We start from the raw sequence: 18,504 nt of genomic DNA on the forward strand, positions 1-18,504 counted from the left end.
GGTCACGCCGCGACTGTCGGCGCCTTCTGGCGCCGCGCGTGAGCATAAAGTGCAGCAACCGCGCAGGACGCCATCCGCGCTCTTGGGCTGTCCGCACGCGAGGTCAGGACGACGGGGACGCGCGCGCCGAGCACAATGCCGGCGCCGTCGGCCTTGGCGAAATAGGCGAGGTTCTTGGCCAGCATGTTGCCCGCTTCGAGATCGGGCACGACCAGGATCTGAGCGCGGCCGGCCACCTCGGACTTGATGCCCTTGATCCGTGCGGATTCGAGGTCGATCGCGTTGTCGAACGCCAGCGGCCCGTCGAGCACGCCGCCCGTGATCTGGCCGCGATCCGCCATTTTGCAGAGCGCCGCGGCCTCGATCGTGGATGGAATCTTCGATGTGACGGTTTCGACCGCGGAAAGGATGGCCACCCGCGGCGACTTGCCGAAGCCCGCCTGATTGTAGAGATCGATCGCGTTCTGAATGATGTCCCGCTTGGCGTCCAGATCGGGGAAGATGTTGATTGCGGCGTCAGTGACGAAGATCGTCTCGGCGTAGGCCGGCACATCCATGACGAAAACGTGGCTGATGCGCCGATCGGTGCGCAATCCCCCGACCTTGGCCGTGACGGCTCGCATCAGCTCGTCGGTGTGAAGGCTGCCCTTCATGAGCAGTTCGCCGCGCGCGGCATGGATCAATTCGACACCCCTCGCCGCGGCTTCGTCGCTGTGCGCGGCATCCACGATCTCATAACCCGAGATGTCCAGGCCGAACGTGCCAGCCGTATCCCGGATCTTCCGCTCCGGTCCGACCAGGAGCGGCCGGATGATGCCGGCAGACGCGCTGTCGACGGCGCCGCGCAAGGATGTCTCATCGCAGGGATGCACCACGACGGTCGGCGTCGGCGGGATTGCCCTGGCCGCCGCGATCAGGCGATCATACTTGCTGGGAGACTGCGTGGCCGTCGCATCTGCTGACATGATGTCGCTCCCGATCCTTGCAACTCGCGTTACGACGCCTTCGCCTTGGGATCGAAAGGGGCAACGTTCGACGCCCTTTCGGCACCTTCCGCGGTGTCGAGGCCAAACAGGCCGGCGATCTGCCGCAGCCGGTTGGCGCGCTCGCCGGTGACATCCGCACTGGCCGACAGCACCTGCTCGATCGCCTCGAATGCTGCGCGGCGAACGTTCATGTCGTCAGGCAGCAATTTCGGGATTGCAGCGAGCGCCCCTTCCCGGTCGAGCAGCAGCATGAAGAACTGCTCGCGTACCAGCATCTTGAACTCGGCAAGAGACATGCGTGCGCCGCCATGATCCCGGCGGACCCGGCGCAGAGCCTCGATGCTGCGTTCGTCCACCATCCCCCGTGCCGAGCCGACATAGAGCAAAGCGCGTAACGCCGCTTCACGGAGGCCGCCCTCACCGATCCGCGACTTCAGCTCGGCAATGCGCTTCTCGAGCATGGTGCGATGCTCGGCGGACATCTCACGCCGACGCGACGGCGTGGACGTCGGATCGATCCCGACCGCCGCCTGGAGCGCCGGGGATCCGTAGACGCTGAGGAACATCGCTTCGCTGAGCGCCTCCTGTGAATCGCGCCAGCTGTCGAGGGCGTGAACGACCTGCTTCGAGATCTGCTCCTGGAACGCCAGGAACGGATTGTCCGCAGCGACCGGCTTGCGCTTCTCGGCGGCCTTCTCGGCCAATGATTTCACCGTCGCCATGAAAGGATTCTGGCTGCTGAACAGCTCGTATTGCAGCCGCAGCGGATGCATGTTGTGAGCCCATTCGGCCATCTGTGGCGTCACCATGCGCTTGAGCCATGGCTGGACGAATTTTCGATAGGCCGCCAGGTTGATTTCCGAGATTCGTTTGGCGGTGGCAAAGCGTCGCTCGTCCTCAGGCGAATTGCCGCCCATGGCGCGGATGTCCTCGAGCGTCCGCGCCTCGCAGCGCATCACCCACTGGCCGACGACCAGATCCGAACTTGCGGTTTCCTCATCCTTCGCTTCGAACGTCGCTTCATAGAGGCCGGGCGGCAGAACGTCGATGAGGTCGATGTTGCTGGAAAATTCCGCGTGCTCCTTCTTGGCGACGCCGCCGGAGACGAAGATGCCGAGATGGCCGATGTTCTGGTGCACGGTGTAGACGATGGTCTGGCCATAGGCCCTGATCTCATCGACATCGGCATAGCAATCGAGGATCCAATGCAGCGCCTGCTGCGGCGGCGTGATGTTGTCGCCCTCCGAGCAGAACACCACGATCGGGGATCTGATGTTGCGAAGGTCGACCTTCCGGCCATCGGACATTTCGATGTTGCCGGCCGCGAGGTTGTTGCCGACGAACAGCTCATCGACGATGAATTGGATCTCCTCGGCGTTCAGGTTGACGTGGCCGCCCCACCAACGCTCGAATTCGAGGTAACGATCCGCCTCGGTGTCGACCTTGGAATAGACGTTGTATTGCTTGGTCCAGAGCGTATTCGACGGGTTCTGGTTCTCGAAGTTCTGCACCAGCCAAGCACCATCGAACTTGCCGGCGCCGAGATCGGAGGTCAGGGCCGTCAACCAGCTTCCGCCCAACAGCCCGCCCGAGTAGCGCATCGGATATTTTCCATGCACGCCGGCCCAATAGGCCAGCGGCGCGCCGGCGATGATCAGCGGGCCGAATAGCTCGGGACGTAGCGAGGCCAGGATCATGACGGCCCATCCGGCCTGACAATTGCCGATCACGCAGGGCTTGCCGTCGGCATCCGGGTGAAGGCTCATGACCTTTTCGATGAAGATGGCTTCGGCACGCGCGATGCGCTCGATGGTCTGACCGGGCATCGGGTCCGGCAGGAATCCGATGAAGTAGCAGGGATGGCCTGCTTTCATCGCCACCCCGATCTCGCTGTCGGCCTTGAAGCCGCCGATGCCGGGGCCGTGGCCCGCACGCGGATCGACCACGACGAACGGCCGCCGGTTCATGTCGATCTCGACGTTGGCGGGCGGAACGATGCGCACCAGCGCGTAATTGACGGGCTCGGCGAGCTGGCGCCCGTCGATGATCAACTCCGCCGCATATTGCAGAACATGCGGGGCGGTTTGCGCGAGGTGCTCCCTGTACTGGTCCCCGCGCCGGCGCATGATATCCAGGAACAGGATACTGCGCTGTCCCGCATCGACGAGGTATTCGACTGCCGAGGCGACCAGCCCCGACATGGGACCGCCCGGAATTTGCATCTTGTGCATGGACATGTTCTCGACCTCTCCGTCGCCTCGGCCAATTGACGGCTTGGAGCGAGGACGAACGTTGATCTAGGTCAAGATGATCTGCACGCTTCGGAGGCGTCTATCCTGCATTATAGGGCATGAGACCCGGCCGGGCGGTTTTGAAAGAGCGACATCGGCAATGTCCCAAGCTGCAACTTACAGCGTGCAAACCGTGCTGAAGGACAGCACCCCGATCCAGGTCCGCGCGCTTCGCGCCAGCGACGAGGCGGACATGCTCGCCGCCGTCGCGCGTACCGGACCGCAGTCGCTGCAGAACCGGTTCTTCGTTTTGAAACGGCATTTCTCGGAGAAGGAGCGTGCCTTCTTCATGGACGTGGATTTCAGCAATCACGTTGCGCTGGCCGCTCTCGCCGAGGAACAGGGTCGATACGCCGTTATCGGCGGCGGCCGGTACGTCATCGTCGAGCCCGGTCGGGCCGAGATGGCCTTCGTCGTGGTGGATGCCTGGCAAGGTCGCGGGGTGGGCTCCTTATTGCTGAGGCACCTGACAGAGATCGCGCGCGAACAAGGCGTAAGAGAGCTCACAGCCGAGGTTCTGTCCGACAACATGCCCATGCGCAGCGTGTTCGCGAAGGCGGGCTTCAAGCTCGCGCGGAGTGACGATCCGAGAACGGTGCACCTGTCGCTCACGCTTTGATCCGCGCGCCCGGCTTGAGCCTCACCTCAAAGCGATCGTGATCCGACTGATATTGGCCGCCAGCTCGAGTCCCGCCTTCGGGCCTTGCAGCACCATCGTGACGCCCTTTTCGTTGCGGAGGTGCACACCGTTGGCACCGCCGACCAGCGCAAAGCCGCCGCCGACGGAGCTGTAGTTGCCGGCAAAATCTCTGACCTCCCTAATGCCGGATGCCCAGCCGTCGAGGCGACCGACACTTGCACCGACCGTGATGCCCAAGCTCACGCCGCTGACGCTGAAGGGATAGGTCTTGCCCCGGTACGTCAACACGCCGCTGCCGGCGCCACCGCCGGCCAGGAGGCCCGCCTTGACGATCTTCACTCTGACCTGGCCGGTGGCCTGCGCGAAGGACGGCGCCGCCGGCAGGGTCAGCCCGAGCGCGAGCAGGAGCAGCGCGACCAGGCGAAATGCGCGCATGCGCGGCTCAGGGTTTTGCGGCATCGACTTTCTTCCAGGTTTCATCGGGATTGAACAACGTGGTGCGCTGGGCGATGAACTCGGTGCGCTTGCCGAGATCCTTCTGGTAGACGACGCCGTCATGATTGACCAGGAAGGTCATGACGCCCGAATTGCCGTATTCCGCGGGCCAGGCGATCAGGGCGAAGCCGCCGATCATCTTGCCCTTGACGACGTAGTTGAGCGCACCGCCGCGCGCATCCCGCCCCTGCCCTTTCAGAATCCGGAAGTAATAGCCGTGATAGGGCGTCGGCCCGACATCACCGCCGCGATAGCCCTCCTTCGTTGCTTCGGCCGCGAGCGCGCCGAGCGGGCTCGGGTCGCTGTCGTCGCGCCAGAACAGGCCGTCCTTCTTGCCGGGCGAGGAGGAGATGCGCTGCGCGTAGACGCCGACGCCCTCGCCGCGGTCCTTTTCCGCATATTCGTTTTGCGCGTCGACGAAGGCGAGCGCGGTCTGGATCGCGTCGAGCTCGTTGCGGCCGATGCGACGGCGCAGCACCTCGATGCGTCCCTCGTCGGTGTCGAACGCCCAACCCGTCCTGGTGTTGACCAGCGGAATTGGAAACGGAAAATCGTCCGGCCCGAGCATCAAGGTGGCGGTCTTGTTGCCCTCCGCCTTGATGCCGTGCTTGGCGTCGTACATCGCAGTGAAACGCGCCCGAATGTCGTTGTCCGCAATCTCGTCGCCGGACGACACGATGTCCTCCGCATTCCTGCCGAGCACTTTCAAGATGTCTTTCGGGCCGCTCTTGACCGCGGCGGCGAGCGCAGACGCGGCCTCTTCCGGTGTCTTGTAGGATTCCTGTGCGAGAGAGGCCGATCCGAGCAGCGCGAGCGCGAGGACGCCGGGTATCAGCGCACGGCTAAACGATTTCATGCCGGTCATGGCATCACCTCCGCAGGAATTTTCGCGCCGCCGGCGAGCCAGTCGCGATAGGTGCGGAACGCCAGCCCGAGTTTTTCGTAATGGACGCGCAGATAGCCGTCGCTGCCGCGGGTCACGGCAGCAGGCATCGCCTGCTCGACCTCCTGCGCCATCACGCCGACATAAGCCTTGTCGCTGCCGATATAGCTGAAGCGATAATAGCCAAGGCCGTTCGAAAGGTGCCCGAGCAGGACGATGTCATGCTTGAGCGCGATATCCGAGCGCCGGCCGCCGCCGCCACCGCCACGGAAGCCGCCTCCGCCGCCACCGCGCATCGCCATTCCGCCACCGCCGCCTCGGCCGGCAAAGCTTGGTCCGCCGCCGCCACCGCGCGGCATGCTCGCCATGCTGGCGCGGCCGCGTGCGGATGCTGCGGCCGCCGAGCGGCCGGAGGAAACGTTCATGGCCCCGCCACGATTGCCGCCGCCACGATTGGCCGCACCGCCGCCGGCGCGGTTCGCAGCCTTGGCGCGATCGCCACCGCCCTTGGTCGCACCTTTGGCACGATCACCGGCACCGGCACGATCGCCGCCGCCAGGCCGGTCGCGCGTCCCTGCGCTGGGGCGATCGCCCGCGCCCGGACGGTCGCCACGATTGCCGGCGCGATCCCCTGCGCGATCTCCTGCGCGATCCCCTGCGCGATCTCCTGGACCGCCGCGATCACCCGCACGATCTCCCGCCCGGTCCCCGACACCCTGGTCGGGGCGCAGCACCTGGTTGCCGTCACGGCCGCGGAAATCCATCCGGTCCGACACGCCGGCCTTCAGATTGTTGTTGCCGAAGCGCTGCTGAACATTGCTGTTGTTGTAGCGCACACCGCCGCGATGCGCCGGATTGTGCTGCCAGCCATTGCCGATATTCGTGGTGCGATGGTTGACATAGACGTTGCGGTTGCCCCAGTTGCAGCCGCCGCCCCAGTAATTGCCCCAGCGTCCGATCGCCCAGGCCGTGCCGAACGCGATGCCAGCCGCGACCACGCCGGCGCCGATATAAGACGGGTAGCCCCAATAATAGGGCGGATACTCCGCATAGGGCCAGCTGCCGTAGACCGTCGCCGGGTCGTAATACGGCACGTACATCGCCGCGGGATCGGCCTGCTGGATCACGACGACCTGCTTGCCTTCCTGAGACTGGACGCTGACCTTCTGCTGCTTGGTGGTGACGAGCTTCTTGTTGTCATAGGCCTTGTTGCGCAGACGCTGGATCGCGTCCATCACGTCGGGCTGCTGGGCGAGGAAGGCATCGCCCAGCTTCTTGGTCCAGTCGAGCTGCTCGCTCATCATCGCGAGGACATCGGCGGTGCTGGCCAGCGCCTTGACGCTGTCGTCCCAGCCCTGCTTTTCCACTTCCGTCTTCAGCGCATCGCCCTTCAGGCTCTTGCGCTCCTTCAGCCAGCGGTCGGCCTGCACCACCTCCAGCGGATAGGTCGAGGCGGCCAATACATTGGCGAGCAACTCGTCCGGATAAAGTGCGATCGGCGCGACGAGGGCCTCGAGTTGCTCGGGCTTCAGGAGCTCGGCCGCCGGTGCGGGCGGGCTGGCAGGCTGCGCCTGCGGCGCCGGGGCTGCAGGCGTCGTTGGGGTCTGCGCCATTGCGGCGACCGAAGTTGCCATCAACAGCGCCAGCGCCATCAGGGTCTTGCCGCAACGAAACATCACATCCTCCCTCGGACTTCAGTGCGGGAGGATCAAGCCGGGGCGCAAGCATTTGTTGATCGAGATCAACGAAACGAGGCAGTCGGGGCTGCTGCAGCGCAAGATCGAATAATCATTCGATCAGCTCGGCATCCAGCAGAAGCCGGTTCGGCACCGTCAGGCCGAGGGCCCTGGCCGTCTTCATGTTGATGACGAGCTCGAACCTGGTGGCAAATTGCACCGGAAGAGTGCTGATATCGGCACCGCGCAGGAGACGGTCGACATAGCCGGCGCCATCACGAAATTGCTGGGTCAGATCTGCACCATACGACATCAGCCCGCCATTCGACGCGTAGAAACGGACTGCGAAGATGGCGGGCACGCGCCGCTGCGCCAGCAATGCAATGGCCATCGTGCTGTGGGTTCCGAAGAAGCCGCCATCCGGCAGCACGACGAGGCCGCCGCCTGTGCGCGCCGCCGTCTCGATCGCTGCCGCGATCCCCGGACCGCTGCGAACGCTCGCACCGGCGATCTTGAGGCCGAGACGGCTTTCCATCTGGTGCGCCGCTTGAACATAGAACGGTCCGTAGGGTGCCGATTCCGGGTTGAACAGCAGGGCCGCATGGCTCATTCCCGGCACCATGTCCTTCAAAAGGCCGAGCCACTTCCCGCTCATCGAATGCTCATAGAGCGAAAAGCCGGTCAGATTTCCGGCCGGCCGGGCCAGATTGGCGACAAGCCCCGTCCCTACCGGATCGGAAAGCCCCACGAAGACGATCGGAATTCGTTGCGTTGCATCGCGCAGCGCACGTGTTGATCCCGTACTGGTCGAGAACAGCACGTCCGGCGCCGCGGCGACGAGCTCGAGCGCCTCCAACTTCTGGCGCGCGGGATCGGGGCCCGGCCAGCGCACCTCCAGGCGGTAGTTCTGGTTGGCGACCCAGCCTCGATCGGTGAGACCCTGCTGAAAGGCTTCCACGCGCATTTGCGCGCCGGGATCACCAGCGACATTGCCCGTCAGCACGCCGACGGCGGGCATTCGGTCCTGGGCTTTCGCCAGGACCGGCAATGCAGCGGCAGCACCAACCAGCCTCATGAAGTCACGACGTCTCATACGCCTCACGCTCGCCCGTCGTACTTGTCATGCGACCGAGAGAGAACGGCTTCAGCGCCGTGATGTTTGATCAAGATCAAGATACCGCCCGCTCAGCGAGCGGTCGGAAGCCTGATCGTGAACAGCGCGCCGCCCGCAGGCTGGTTCGCAGCGGCGATCGTGCCGTGATGGGCCTCGACGATGGTTCTGGCGATCGCAAGGCCCATGCCCATGCCGTGCGGTTTGGTCGTGAAGAACGGATCAAACAGGCTTGCGAGATCGGAGGCGGGTATTCCGGGCCCGGTGTCGGCGATCCTGATCTCGGCCTGATTGCCGGCAAGCTGGGTCGCGACGCTGACCTCCCGCTTTCCGGCCTCCGCATCGGAAATCGCATCCATCGCGTTGATGATCAGGTTGAGAATGACCTGCTGAAGCTGGACCGGATCTCCCTTGACGTGAAGGCCGGCCAGCGCCGGCAAATAGCTCAACGTGATCCGGCGTCCCTGAGCGAGGGCCTTCACCAGATCGATTGCTTCGCGCACTGTATCGTTGAGCTCGATGTGCTTGACCTCAAACGGGGTCTTTTTCAGAACGCTGCGCAGCCTACGGATCACCTCGCTCGCCCGTTGGTCGTCCCTTCTGATGTCGGCGAGGATCTGCTGAATCTCGACAAGGTCGGGCTGAGCGGCCCTGAGCATGAGCTGTGCAGTCTCCGCATTGGTCAGAATCGATCCGAGTGGCTGGTTCAGTTCATGTGCGATCGATGTGGTCAGCTCGCCAACTGCCGAGTAGCGGTTGACGTGGGCGAGTTCCGCCAGCCGCTGACGCGATTCGACTTCGGCGACGCGGCGCCGGCGACGCTCGTGCAGGAGCCCGCTGATGAGTCCGGTCTGGACCAGGAACACAGCCGAGATCATCAGCATCTGCCAGTGATAGCGCTGCCAGATACTCGGCTCGCGAAACAGAATGGTGCTTCCCTTGGGCAGGCGACTCTCGCTGATGCCCCAGCGCTGCAGCTCCCGCCAGTCGTAACGCGGCGCGGCGAAGGCGATCGGCTCATAATTGATGCTCGCCGGTTTCGCGCCGCCAAGAATGCCGATCGCGGCGCTGACGGTCCGCGACGTCGTTTCCCCAATCAAGTGCATCGGTCCCCCGACCGTGCTCTCGCCGAAGAACGGCTCCTGGTAGGAGAAGATCGGGGCGTTGGCGACGGCATGCAGGCTGCGCAGCGCCCAGTCGCTCTCATAGACCACTCCGGCCGCATCGACGGACATCAGCCCCCAGAACAGCGCGGTGTGAGACGGGAGCTTCGATGAGCGCTTCAGGATCTCCTCGAACGACAAATCCGAGTACCAAACGAGTTCGATCCGCTCCGCAAAAGGTTTCAGCTCCCGCTTCAGCTCCTCCGTCCAAAACCTCTCGAGCGGCGAAGCTCCGACCACGATCGCAACCGATTTTGTATCGGGCAGGACCTGAAGAATGTTGTCGAAGGCCGCGACAAAATCGTTGCGGACGGCCACTACGACATCGTTGTCGCAGAGGTCGGTGCGATTAATCAGCCGATGCTCGACCGCGGAGAGGATCAACGGTGCATCGGGGAACAGCCTGGCGCGATATTTCTGCGCAAAGCGGGCGGCAGGCGCGCCGATGCTCAAGACGATGTCCGGCACTGCACCTTGGTACAGCGAGTGTAGATATTCGACGAACGGCGCCTCGGGACCAGGGTTGTTGAAGCGCGCGGTGAGCAGTGCGTGCTCCTGGATATCGAGCGGCCAGGGCGATTGCCGCTCGAGCTCAGCCTTGATGTCGCGCGCATACTCGCTCCATGGCCGAAACTCGCGGCCGAAGGAATGCAGCACCAGCACACGCTTGAGCTCGCCGCGCCGGCTCCGCTCGACCGCACCGGCTTGCCCAGCCGAGAGGCACTCGGCCACGAGCAGGCCGAGACATAGGAGCGCGGCCACGAGCCGTGGCTTCAGCCGGTCTATGCACGCGCCCCCGCTCATGCTGCACCCTCACAGCTTACGGCAGCTGCTTTCCAGGCAATTCTAGCTGGAATCGCACCATACGGACAGCCCCCGACGCGGGCCTCAGCAGCGCGTGACGACGCGGCCATAGGCGCCCACGAGTTGCGCGCAGGACGGCGCATAATAGGCGCCGGCGGCCGAAATGGCAGGCGAGGACGACTTTCGGCGACCACGTCTCATCCGTCCTCTTCTCTCGTTCAATGCCCGCCGCTCAGCACGAGCGTCTGGATCGGCAGCAACAGCGCCTGGATCCGCAGCAGCAGCGCGTGCACGAGGCCGACGCCGTCGACGACGTGCAGCGCGATCTTCCGGCTGGTCGAGGTGTCCTTGGCCGAAATCTCCTCGTGATTGCTGGTGTAGGCGTTGACGATGCAGCTCGAGCCCGGCGTGACACCGTCGAGACCGCCCTTGTAGAGCGGCTCCAGGAAAACCAGGATCGTGCCGGGACGGACGGCATTCTGCGGATCGATGAGCTGCTCGCCGGTGCGAAACTGTCCGGCCGCGATGTAGTCCTGCACCGTCGTGATCACCATGGGGATGATGACCCAGGGTTTGGATATGCAGGTCGCTTCCGCCACCATGCCGGTCTTCATGACCTGCGCCTCGATCTGGCCGAAACCGGCCTGGAGCGCCTTGCGGCCCGCGCCCTCCGGAACGAGAACACCGGCCGGACGCATCAGCTGGTTGACGACATCGCCGGGGCGAACCAGGAACTGCTCGACGCGCCCGTCGACACCGGCACGCACATAGGTCTTGTCGAGATCGACCTGAGCCTGATCGAGCGTGGCTTCGGCGCTGGCCTTCTGGGCCGGCAGCAGAACCGAGACCTGCAAGGACGCCGACTGCTTCACCGCGGTCGCGGCGTCGATGCCAGACTGTCGCTGATCGACCAGCACCTGGAGCTTGTCGATGTCACGCTGCGGAACGATGCCGGGATTGCGGCGCTGGAGCTCGGACTTGACCTCGAGCTCGTCTTTGGCCTGCTGGTAGTTGGCCCTCGCTTCGCCGAGCTGCGCCTCGGCCTTGACCACGTCGGCCTGCGCCGTCTGCATGGCGGCATCGACTTCTGCCACCTTCCGCTTGGCGGTCTCGACCGCAGCCTTTTGCTTCGAGCTATCGAGCGTGAACAGCACATCGCCCTGTTTGACGGGCGCGGTGAAGCCGACTTTGACCTCGGCAACACGGCCCGAGCCTTCGGGCAGAATTGGCACGGTGCGGAAGTACAGCGTCGCCGACGATGTCGCCGGATGGAAGTAGAAGATCATGGTGATGAGCGACACCGTCAGCATCAGGCAGGCGGTGATGCCCCAGCGCAGCTCGTACCAGACCGAGAAGAAGGTGATTTCCTTCCCGAAGCGCTTGCCCTGGGCGTAGCGGCGGTACAGGTAGTCCGGAAGGATCGTGACGAGGGAGCAGATCAGCAGCTCAAGCATGACTGCGCTCCTTCTCCTTGGCGGGTCCCGGCTTGTCCGCGGGGGGCGGTGCGACGGCCGCCTCAGCCTGGACTTCCTCCGCATCGGAGGCCGGCGTCGCGTCGGCGATCTTCTCGACGGACCCGGCAATGCTGCGCAGCGGCGTGCCGAAATCCGGAAGATCGATCATTGCGAGGAGCAGTCCGGCGATCCAGAAGATGTGCATGTGCGTGAACAGCGAGATCAGGCCGAGCACGGCGACTAACTCGAACTGCAGTTTATGCGTTTTGTGCGCCATCCGCTCGGGCAGGCTGTGCAGTTTCCAGTAGAGCGTGCCGACCCAGAGCACGGCCCCAATCAGGAATACGCCCATCACCACCATCAGCGTATCGGTCCCGCTCCCCGGTGCGAGATAAAACGGCAGATGATGCGGTGCCATCGGATGAAGCTGCTCGCTCAAACGTCTCTCCCGGTCAAAACGTCCATGGGCGGCACTGTGTTCGGGTATGTTCGCGTTTGTTTGATTTGAGTCAAGGGAACACGTCAGGGCCAACCCTAGCGTCAGCCGCATGCTGATTGGACAACCATCAGGAGCCGCCCGCCATGCCCGGCCTAGACGATCTCATCCCCAGCGCAGCCCAGATTCGTAAGGAAGCCGCCCTCAAGGAAGCCGAAAAGGCGGAGGAATATGTGCGCCTTGCCGCCGCGGCCGAGGCGGAGAAGCGCGCCTTGATCGAGCGCTTGAGCAAGCCCTCGGGCAAGACCGAGGAGGAGAAGATCAAGCTCGCCTCGACCGTGATCCAGCGCGCGGTGCGCAACGGCCTCACGGAAGTGCTGGTCTATCGCTTCCCCAACTCGCTCTGCACGGACAAGGGCCGCGCCATCAATCAGATGGAGAAGGGCTGGGAGAACACCCTGACCGGAATTCCCAAGGAGATCTTCCAGCTCTGGACCGATTACCTGAAACCGCGCGGCTATCGCATCGCCTATCAGATCATCGATTTTCCGGGCGGCGTGCCCGGCGACATCGGCGTGACCATTTCCTGGGACGATTAGCAACAGGTGGGATCGGCATGGCGAAGGACGGCCCTGCGGAGCGGATGAAGCGGAAGGATTACGAGAAGGAGCTCGAGAAGCTCCAGGTCGAGCTGTGCCATCTCCAGGACTACGTGCGGGAAAACAAGCTCCGGGTCATCGTCCTGTTCGAGGGTCGGGACGCCGCCGGCAAGGGCGGCACGATCAAGGCGATCACCGAGAAGGTCAGCCCGCGCGTGTTCCGGGTCGTCGCCCTGCCCGCGCCGTCCGACCGCGAGAAGACACAATTGTTCTTCCAGCGCTACATGGAGCGATTTCCGGCCGGCGGCGAGATCGTGATCTTCGACCGGAGCTGGTACAACCGCGCCGGTGTCGAGTACGTCATGGGCTTCTGCACCCCCGCCGAGCACGAGCGTTTCCTCAACCTGTGCCCGCAGATGGAGAAATACGTCATCGACGGCGGCATCATCCTGATCAAGATCTGGCTCGAGGTCGGCATGGACGAGCAGGAGCGCCGTTTCAAGGCCCGCATCGACGACCCGGTCCGACAGTGGAAGCTCAGTCCGATGGACCTGGAATCCTTCCGTCGCTGGTACGATTATTCGCGCGCGCGCGACCTGATGCTGAAGAAGACCAGCACGAAGGATGCGCCCTGGAACATCGTCCGCTCTGACGACAAACGAAGGGCGCGGCTCAACTGCATCGCGCACCTTCTCGGCGCCATCCCCTTCAAGCGCATCAAGAAGGACAAGATCAAACTGCCGAAGCGCTCCGACAAGGGACGCTACAACGACCAGGCCAGCCTCAAGAAAATGAGTTTCGTCGCGCAGCGCTATTGAGCAGCGTCAGGCCGCTAAAGCGCGATGCGATTGGAATGAATCGTCATCGCGCTTTAGGTTGTTGTTTGAGCATGTTCTATTCGGAAAACCGCTACGCACTTTTCCGGATCATGCCCTAGGGGCCCGACGCTGCCGTCGATCGCTCAATGGCCATACGACCCCTTCAACTCGATTTCAGGCGGATCGTGACGCCACCGACTGCAGCCGATACTTCCGCGCCGACCCGCGGGCCGCTGAGCTGGAGGATCACGCCATTGCTGTTTTGCAACTGAACGGCGCCGGCACCTGCGGCGATTGCCCCACCCGCTCCTCCCACGGCATAAGAGCCTTCGATCGACGCCGGCCCCTTTAGATTGAGCGCGCGGCCGACGAACTTCGTGGTCGACGCTCCGATGGTGAGGCCCACGCTCATGCCAGACACCGTGAATGGGTATTTCTTGCCCCGGTAGACCAGAACGCCCTCACCGCCACCGGCGCCGACGATGAAGCCACCCTTGGTGAAGACGACCGCGACCTGGCCGGTGTCGGCACGCGCGGACGTGCTAAAGCCGGCAACAGCGGCGAGCGAAGCGACCAGGACGGCGCCGAAGGACAGTTTTCTCATGACGTTTTCTTCCCCTTATTGAGCCAGGATCATCGCGAAGTAGCCGAAGATGGTGAGAAGGATGCCCGAGACGGCATAGCCGACCGGGAATCCGATCCAGGGCACGGAGCTCTGGATCTCGACCGCAGCCTCGCGGCACGGGCCGGAATGCGAGCGCGCGCCGGCAACGCCGCCCATCAGAACCGCCGGATTGATCTTGAAGACGTGGTATCCGATCGCCCACACAATGAACGGCGGGATCGTGCACGCGATGAAGCCGACGATGAAGATCTTGAGCGCGACCGCGCCGGTGAGCTGAGCCAACAGGCCGGCGCCGGCATTGACCCCGACGATCGCGACGAACACAACGAGGCCGAGATCCTCAAGCACGTTTCGCGCCGCGTTCGGCGTATTGCCGAAGAAGCGCAGCCGCGACACGACCGAGGACACGATCACGCCGGACAGCAACAGCCCGCCGGCATTGCCGAGACCGACCTTGGCACCGAAGGCGGGGAATTCGATCATGCCGATGAGGAAGCCGATGATCATGCCGACCGACAGGGTCAGCAAGTCGGTCGAGGTGTTGGCGCGCGCGATGCGGCCCCACATCTCGCCGAGCTCGTTGACCGCCGACTTCAGGCCGACCACCGAGACGATGTCCATGCGCTCCAGCTTGGTCTTGAGACCGGCCGGGATCTGCACCCCGCCCCGCTCGACCTTGGTCACCTGCAGCTGGCCGGCGATGGCCGTGTCGCGGAAGGACTCGAAGGTCCGCCCGACGACGTCCTTGTTGAAGACGACGATTTCCGCCTGGTCCATGGGTATACCGAGCGTCTTGGCATCGGCGACCTCCGGACCAATCAGGCCCATCTTCTCAGTCAGATGCTCGGTCGATCCGCCCAGCGCGACGATATCGCCCTTCTGCAGCACGAGCTCGGGATCAGCCCCCTGCGGCTCACCATTGCGCCCGACATTGACGATACGGTACTCGGGATTGACCGTGCGGAATTTGGCGATGCTCATCCCGATCGTCGCAGGATTCTCCAGCCGGTAGGCCCGCAGACCGAACTGACGGTAGCCGGTCAGGGCGCCGCCTTCGAGATCTTTGACGCCGAACTCCTGCTCATACTTCTTGGCGGCGGCCTTGGCATCGACGCCCCACCAGCGCGGCAGGTATTTGCAGATCAGGATGATGCCGACGGTGCCCCAAATGTAGGTAATACCGTAGGACAAAGCGATCATGCCGGAGGCATCCTCGGGCTTCATCCCGGCAGGCAGTTTCACGACTCCCGACGTGACGGCCTGCTCGGCCGAGCCGATCGCCGCCGACATGGTCTGCGATCCCGCCAGCATTCCGCCAGCCGCACCGGGCGGCAATGCGAAGAGCTTCGCCCCAAGCACGACGAGGGTCAGGCCGATCACACTCGACACCACCGCGAGGAACAAGAATTTGATCCCGTCGCCCCGCAGGCTGTTGACGAAGGACGGACCTACGCGCAGGCCGACGCCGTACATGAAGAGATAGTAGAACAGGCTCTTGGCGAAGTTGTTCAACTCCAGCTTCACGCCATAGCTGGATGCCCAGACCGAGATGCCCGCGCCGACCACGATGGCACCGGCGACCATGCCGAGGCCATAACCCTTGATGCTGGCTCGGCCGATATAGACGGCGAGACCGACCACGAAGAACAGCAGCAGATACGGGTACTGCTGCAAGAACTGGAAAAATGCCTGCATGTTCGTCCCCTCCCGACCTATGACGCGGCCTTGAGCTTCGGCTGGGCGCTGGGCTTTGGCCTGCCGAGCTTGGCCAAGGCTTCCGTCCGTACGAGTTTCAGCCCTTCCTTGGCGTCGTAGCCGTGGATCTCCTTCACATCGAGCTTGCGCATGAAGTCGATCGTCTCCTGGGTGATGACCTGGCCGGGCACCATGATCGGGAAGCCCGGCGGATACGGGATCACGAAGTTGGCCGAGACGAGCTCGGGCCCGGCCTTCAGTCGCCGGTCGATCTCGGGATCGTTGAGGCGGATGTGCTCGCAGCCGGCGACGTCATAGGCCGCGTAGAAGCCGCTGCGGATGTCACCTTCATTGGTCTTGGTGCCGGCATCGCCGCGGAAGCTCGGGTGGAAATGCGAGAAATTCGGCAGATCGGGCACGTCCTTCATCAGGCTCGTCACCCGTGCCTCGAAGGTCTTCCGCGCATTGGCACCGCCCTGGGCAAGGCCGCGGTCGATCTCGCCCGCGATCTCGGCGAGCACGCGGACGAGATGGGCGACGTCGCTGCGGGTGTTGTTGATGTTGGACTGGACCAGGACCGAGTTGCGCGAGGTCTTGTTGACCTGGATGTTGTACTCGTTGGCGAGAATGCCCTTGAACTGCGTGCCGTCATAGCCGGCCGTGCCGCATACCAGCGTCATGCGGGTCGGGTCGAGGCAGAACTCGTCCTCGTCCAGGCTCTTCAGCGTGTTCGCCCAGTTGACGCCGGGGGCGAGGAAGTCGGTGAAGCCGCTCTGGCGGTACTGCGCCGGCACCATGGCGTCGGCACCGAGGATGCGGAAATATTTCGAGATCAGCGGGTTGTTGTTGACCGCCTGGCGGATCGCGAACGCGATCTCGATCGCATTGGCGACGAGGCCATAGCCCTCCAGCTCCATCTGCCGCCGTGAGATGTCAAGGCTCGCGATCAGCTGCTGGTTCGGGCTTGTCGAGGCGTGGGTGAACACCGCTTCCTTGAACTGCTGCTCCACGGTGTGGAATTCGACGTCCTTGACCGAGAGCATCGAGCCCTGGCGGATCGCCGACATCGACTTGTGGGTCGAGTTGGTCTGGTAGACGCGCAGCCGGATCTGTCGGGGGTCCGGGATCAGCCGGGTCTTGAGCAGCACCTCGTCGGACGGGTTCTTGCCGAGCTCGGCCTGCTGCTTCTCATAGGCCGCGACCGACTTGGGATCGCGCATCCATGCCTCGATCTCGTTGGCCGCGCCAAGTCCGGTGCGGCGGCGCAGGAATGGCGAGAAACGCGCGAAGCCGAACCAGGCTTCATCCCACAGGAAGATCAGATCGGGCTTGATGGCGAGGCATTCCTCCATCACCCGCCGTGTGTTGTAGATATGGCCGTCGAACGTGCAGTTGGTGAGGTCGACCATCTTGACGCGGTCGAGCCGGCCATCGGCCTGGGCGCCCAGCAGCGCCTGCTTGATGGTCTTCAGCGGCACCGCGCCGTACATCGAATATTCCGTCATCGGGAAGGCTTCGACGTAGAGCGGCTGCGCACCGGCCAGCACCATGCCGTAGTGATGCGACTTGTGGCAATTGCGGTCGACAATCGCGATGTCGCCGGGCGCGAGCAGCGCCTGCACCGCCATCTTGTTGGACGTCGATGTGCCGTTGGTAACAAAGAAGACGCGGTCGGCGCCGAGCGCCCTCGCCGCCTTCTCCTGCGCCTTCTTGATGTTGCCGGTCGGCTCCAGCATGCTGTCGAGACCGCCGGTGGTGGCGCTGCTCTCGGCCAGGAACAGGTTCGGGCCGTAGAACTCGCCCATGTCCCGGATCCAGTCGGACTTGAAGATCGACTTGCCGCGGGCGATCGGCAGCGCGTGGAAGGTGCCGATCGGACGCTGGGCGTATTTCTTGAGATTGTCGAAGAACGGCGTGTCGTAGCGATCTTGGATGCCTTCGAGGATCGATAGGTGGAGTTCCAGCAGCTCTTCAACGGAATAGAAGATGCGACGGACCACATCCGCCTCGGGATTGCCGGCGAGCTCCTCCACGTCGCGGTTCGAGATCATGTAAAGGTCGAGCTCGGGCCTGACGCGCTTGATGATCTGGGCGAGCCGCAGCGCCGAAGCGTCGGTTTCGTCGTTGAGACCGGCCGAGGCCATGATCGAGCGCAACACCGGTGCATCGTGCCGCGAACGCAGGCCAAAGCCCTCGTTGATGATGACGGCTCCGATGTTCGGATTGAGCATCGTCGCACAGAAAGCGTCCTCCAGGCTGCCGACGATCACAGGTTCATAGATGAACGCGTCGACCGGGCGCCGCAGCTTGCGCCATTCCGCGGCCAGCGCCGGCCATTGGCTGGAAGATACGCCGGTGACGATCAGGGTTTCGAAATACGGCCTGCGCGCGCTGTGCGCGCCAAAGGCCGGCGGCGCCAGCTCGGGCGCATCGCCGTTGCCGTCGTCCTTGGGGCTCCAGTCACCGGCATGTTGGCGGAAGGATCGCGTCGCCAGTGCCTGGGCAATTCTCGTCGCAAGGGCGAACGATGATGCACCGTCGCCGGCGACTGCTGCTTCCCGCAGCGCCGCCATGAGGTGCGGACCGGGATAGCCGTGAAATTCTTCGATGATTGAAAGATCGGCCAACGCCGCGTCATAGGCTGTGCGATTGCCGACGCGCGCCCAGGTCTTTGCTGCTTCCACAAGGTCGCGCCAGTCGTCTGCCCGCGCGCCCGGGCCGGAAAAGAACTGGTCGATACGCTTCTGTGCGGGCTTGGCGTCTTTGGACATCTCTCTCTCCCGATCCTCTAAAGGTGATGCGGATCGTGGGAGCGGCGCGGCTCGCTC

15 protein-coding genes are annotated in these 18,504 nt (G+C 63.8%); 3 read left to right on the forward strand and 12 right to left on the reverse strand.

The window, feature by feature from the left end:
• Nucleotides 1-2: 2 nt before the first annotated feature.
• Both I6F37_RS06620 and I6F37_RS06625 read right to left on the reverse strand, forming a co-directional pair.
• Nucleotides 3-965, reverse strand: a complete 963-nt coding sequence (locus I6F37_RS06620) for a phosphate acetyltransferase (RefSeq protein ID WP_036028001.1) — start codon at nt 963-965, stop codon at nt 3-5.
• Between the two features lie 29 nt (nt 966-994).
• A complete protein-coding gene (locus tag I6F37_RS06625) occupies nt 995-3,223 on the reverse strand; it encodes a DUF3141 domain-containing protein (protein ID WP_225150680.1) in 2,229 nt (742 codons plus the stop codon).
• Between the two features lie 154 nt (nt 3,224-3,377).
• Between I6F37_RS06625 and I6F37_RS06630 the strand changes: the two genes are divergently transcribed.
• Entirely contained in the window at nt 3,378-3,896 is a 519-nt protein-coding gene (locus tag I6F37_RS06630) for a GNAT family N-acetyltransferase (RefSeq protein WP_225150683.1), read from the forward strand.
• Between the two features lie 21 nt (nt 3,897-3,917).
• On the opposite strand, the gene I6F37_RS06635 is transcribed toward I6F37_RS06630, so the two are convergent.
• From I6F37_RS06635 to I6F37_RS06665, 7 genes are all read right to left on the reverse strand, one after another.
• Nucleotides 3,918-4,352 (reverse strand): hypothetical protein, encoded by a 435-nt coding sequence (locus tag I6F37_RS06635; RefSeq protein ID WP_306469113.1) that lies wholly within the window; start codon nt 4,350-4,352, stop codon nt 3,918-3,920.
• 7 nt (nt 4,353-4,359) lie between these two features.
• Nucleotides 4,360-5,277, reverse strand: a complete 918-nt coding sequence (locus I6F37_RS06640) for a DUF2950 domain-containing protein (protein ID WP_225150685.1) — start codon at nt 5,275-5,277, stop codon at nt 4,360-4,362.
• Entirely contained in the window at nt 5,274-6,971 is a 1,698-nt protein-coding gene (locus I6F37_RS06645) for a DUF3300 domain-containing protein (protein WP_225150687.1), read from the reverse strand. Before I6F37_RS06645 ends, I6F37_RS06640 begins: the two co-directional genes overlap by 4 nt.
• A 112-nt stretch (nt 6,972-7,083) precedes the next feature.
• Nucleotides 7,084-8,064 (reverse strand): ABC transporter substrate-binding protein, encoded by a 981-nt coding sequence (locus I6F37_RS06650; RefSeq protein WP_225150689.1) that lies wholly within the window; start codon nt 8,062-8,064, stop codon nt 7,084-7,086.
• Nucleotides 8,065-8,156: 92 nt separating this feature from the next.
• A complete protein-coding gene (locus I6F37_RS06655) occupies nt 8,157-10,049 on the reverse strand; it encodes a HAMP domain-containing sensor histidine kinase (RefSeq protein ID WP_225150691.1) in 1,893 nt (630 codons plus the stop codon).
• A gap of 218 nt (nt 10,050-10,267) precedes the next feature.
• Nucleotides 10,268-11,503, reverse strand: coding sequence for an HlyD family secretion protein (locus tag I6F37_RS06660; protein ID WP_109143801.1), 1,236 nt, complete (start codon nt 11,501-11,503; stop codon nt 10,268-10,270).
• Nucleotides 11,496-11,921, reverse strand: a complete 426-nt coding sequence (locus I6F37_RS06665) for a hypothetical protein (RefSeq protein ID WP_035999432.1) — start codon at nt 11,919-11,921, stop codon at nt 11,496-11,498. Before I6F37_RS06665 ends, I6F37_RS06660 begins: the two co-directional genes overlap by 8 nt.
• 164 nt (nt 11,922-12,085) lie before the next feature.
• Between I6F37_RS06665 and I6F37_RS06670 the strand changes: the two genes are divergently transcribed.
• A complete protein-coding gene (locus tag I6F37_RS06670; protein WP_035999435.1) occupies nt 12,086-12,538 on the forward strand; it encodes a hypothetical protein in 453 nt (150 codons plus the stop codon).
• A gap of 17 nt (nt 12,539-12,555) precedes the next feature.
• The gene (gene ppk2, locus I6F37_RS06675; RefSeq protein ID WP_109143802.1) at nt 12,556-13,356 is read left to right on the forward strand and encodes a polyphosphate kinase 2; all 801 of its coding nucleotides are present in this window, start codon (nt 12,556-12,558) and stop codon (nt 13,354-13,356) included.
• A gap of 163 nt (nt 13,357-13,519) precedes the next feature.
• Here ppk2 and I6F37_RS06680 read toward each other — a convergent pair whose 3' ends face one another.
• Genes I6F37_RS06680 through I6F37_RS06690 form a run of 3 tightly spaced genes read right to left on the reverse strand, consistent with a single transcriptional unit; the run spans nt 13,520 to nt 18,447 of the window.
• Entirely contained in the window at nt 13,520-13,960 is a 441-nt protein-coding gene (locus I6F37_RS06680) for a hypothetical protein (RefSeq protein WP_035999439.1), read from the reverse strand.
• A 15-nt stretch (nt 13,961-13,975) separates the two neighbouring features.
• Nucleotides 13,976-15,676 carry an aspartate:alanine exchanger family transporter gene (locus I6F37_RS06685; RefSeq protein ID WP_109143803.1) on the reverse strand — a complete coding sequence of 567 codons (1,701 nt, stop codon included), beginning with the start codon at nt 15,674-15,676 and terminating at the stop codon, nt 13,976-13,978.
• A 17-nt stretch (nt 15,677-15,693) separates the two neighbouring features.
• On the reverse strand, nt 15,694-18,447 hold the full coding sequence (locus I6F37_RS06690; protein ID WP_225150693.1) for a decarboxylase: 2,754 nt from the start codon (nt 18,445-18,447) through the stop codon (nt 15,694-15,696).
• Nucleotides 18,448-18,504 lie beyond the last annotated feature (57 nt).

It is taken from the genome of Bradyrhizobium sp. NBAIM08 (assembly GCF_020193935.1).
Classification (GTDB): Bacteria; Pseudomonadota; Alphaproteobacteria; order Rhizobiales; family Xanthobacteraceae; genus Bradyrhizobium; species Bradyrhizobium yuanmingense.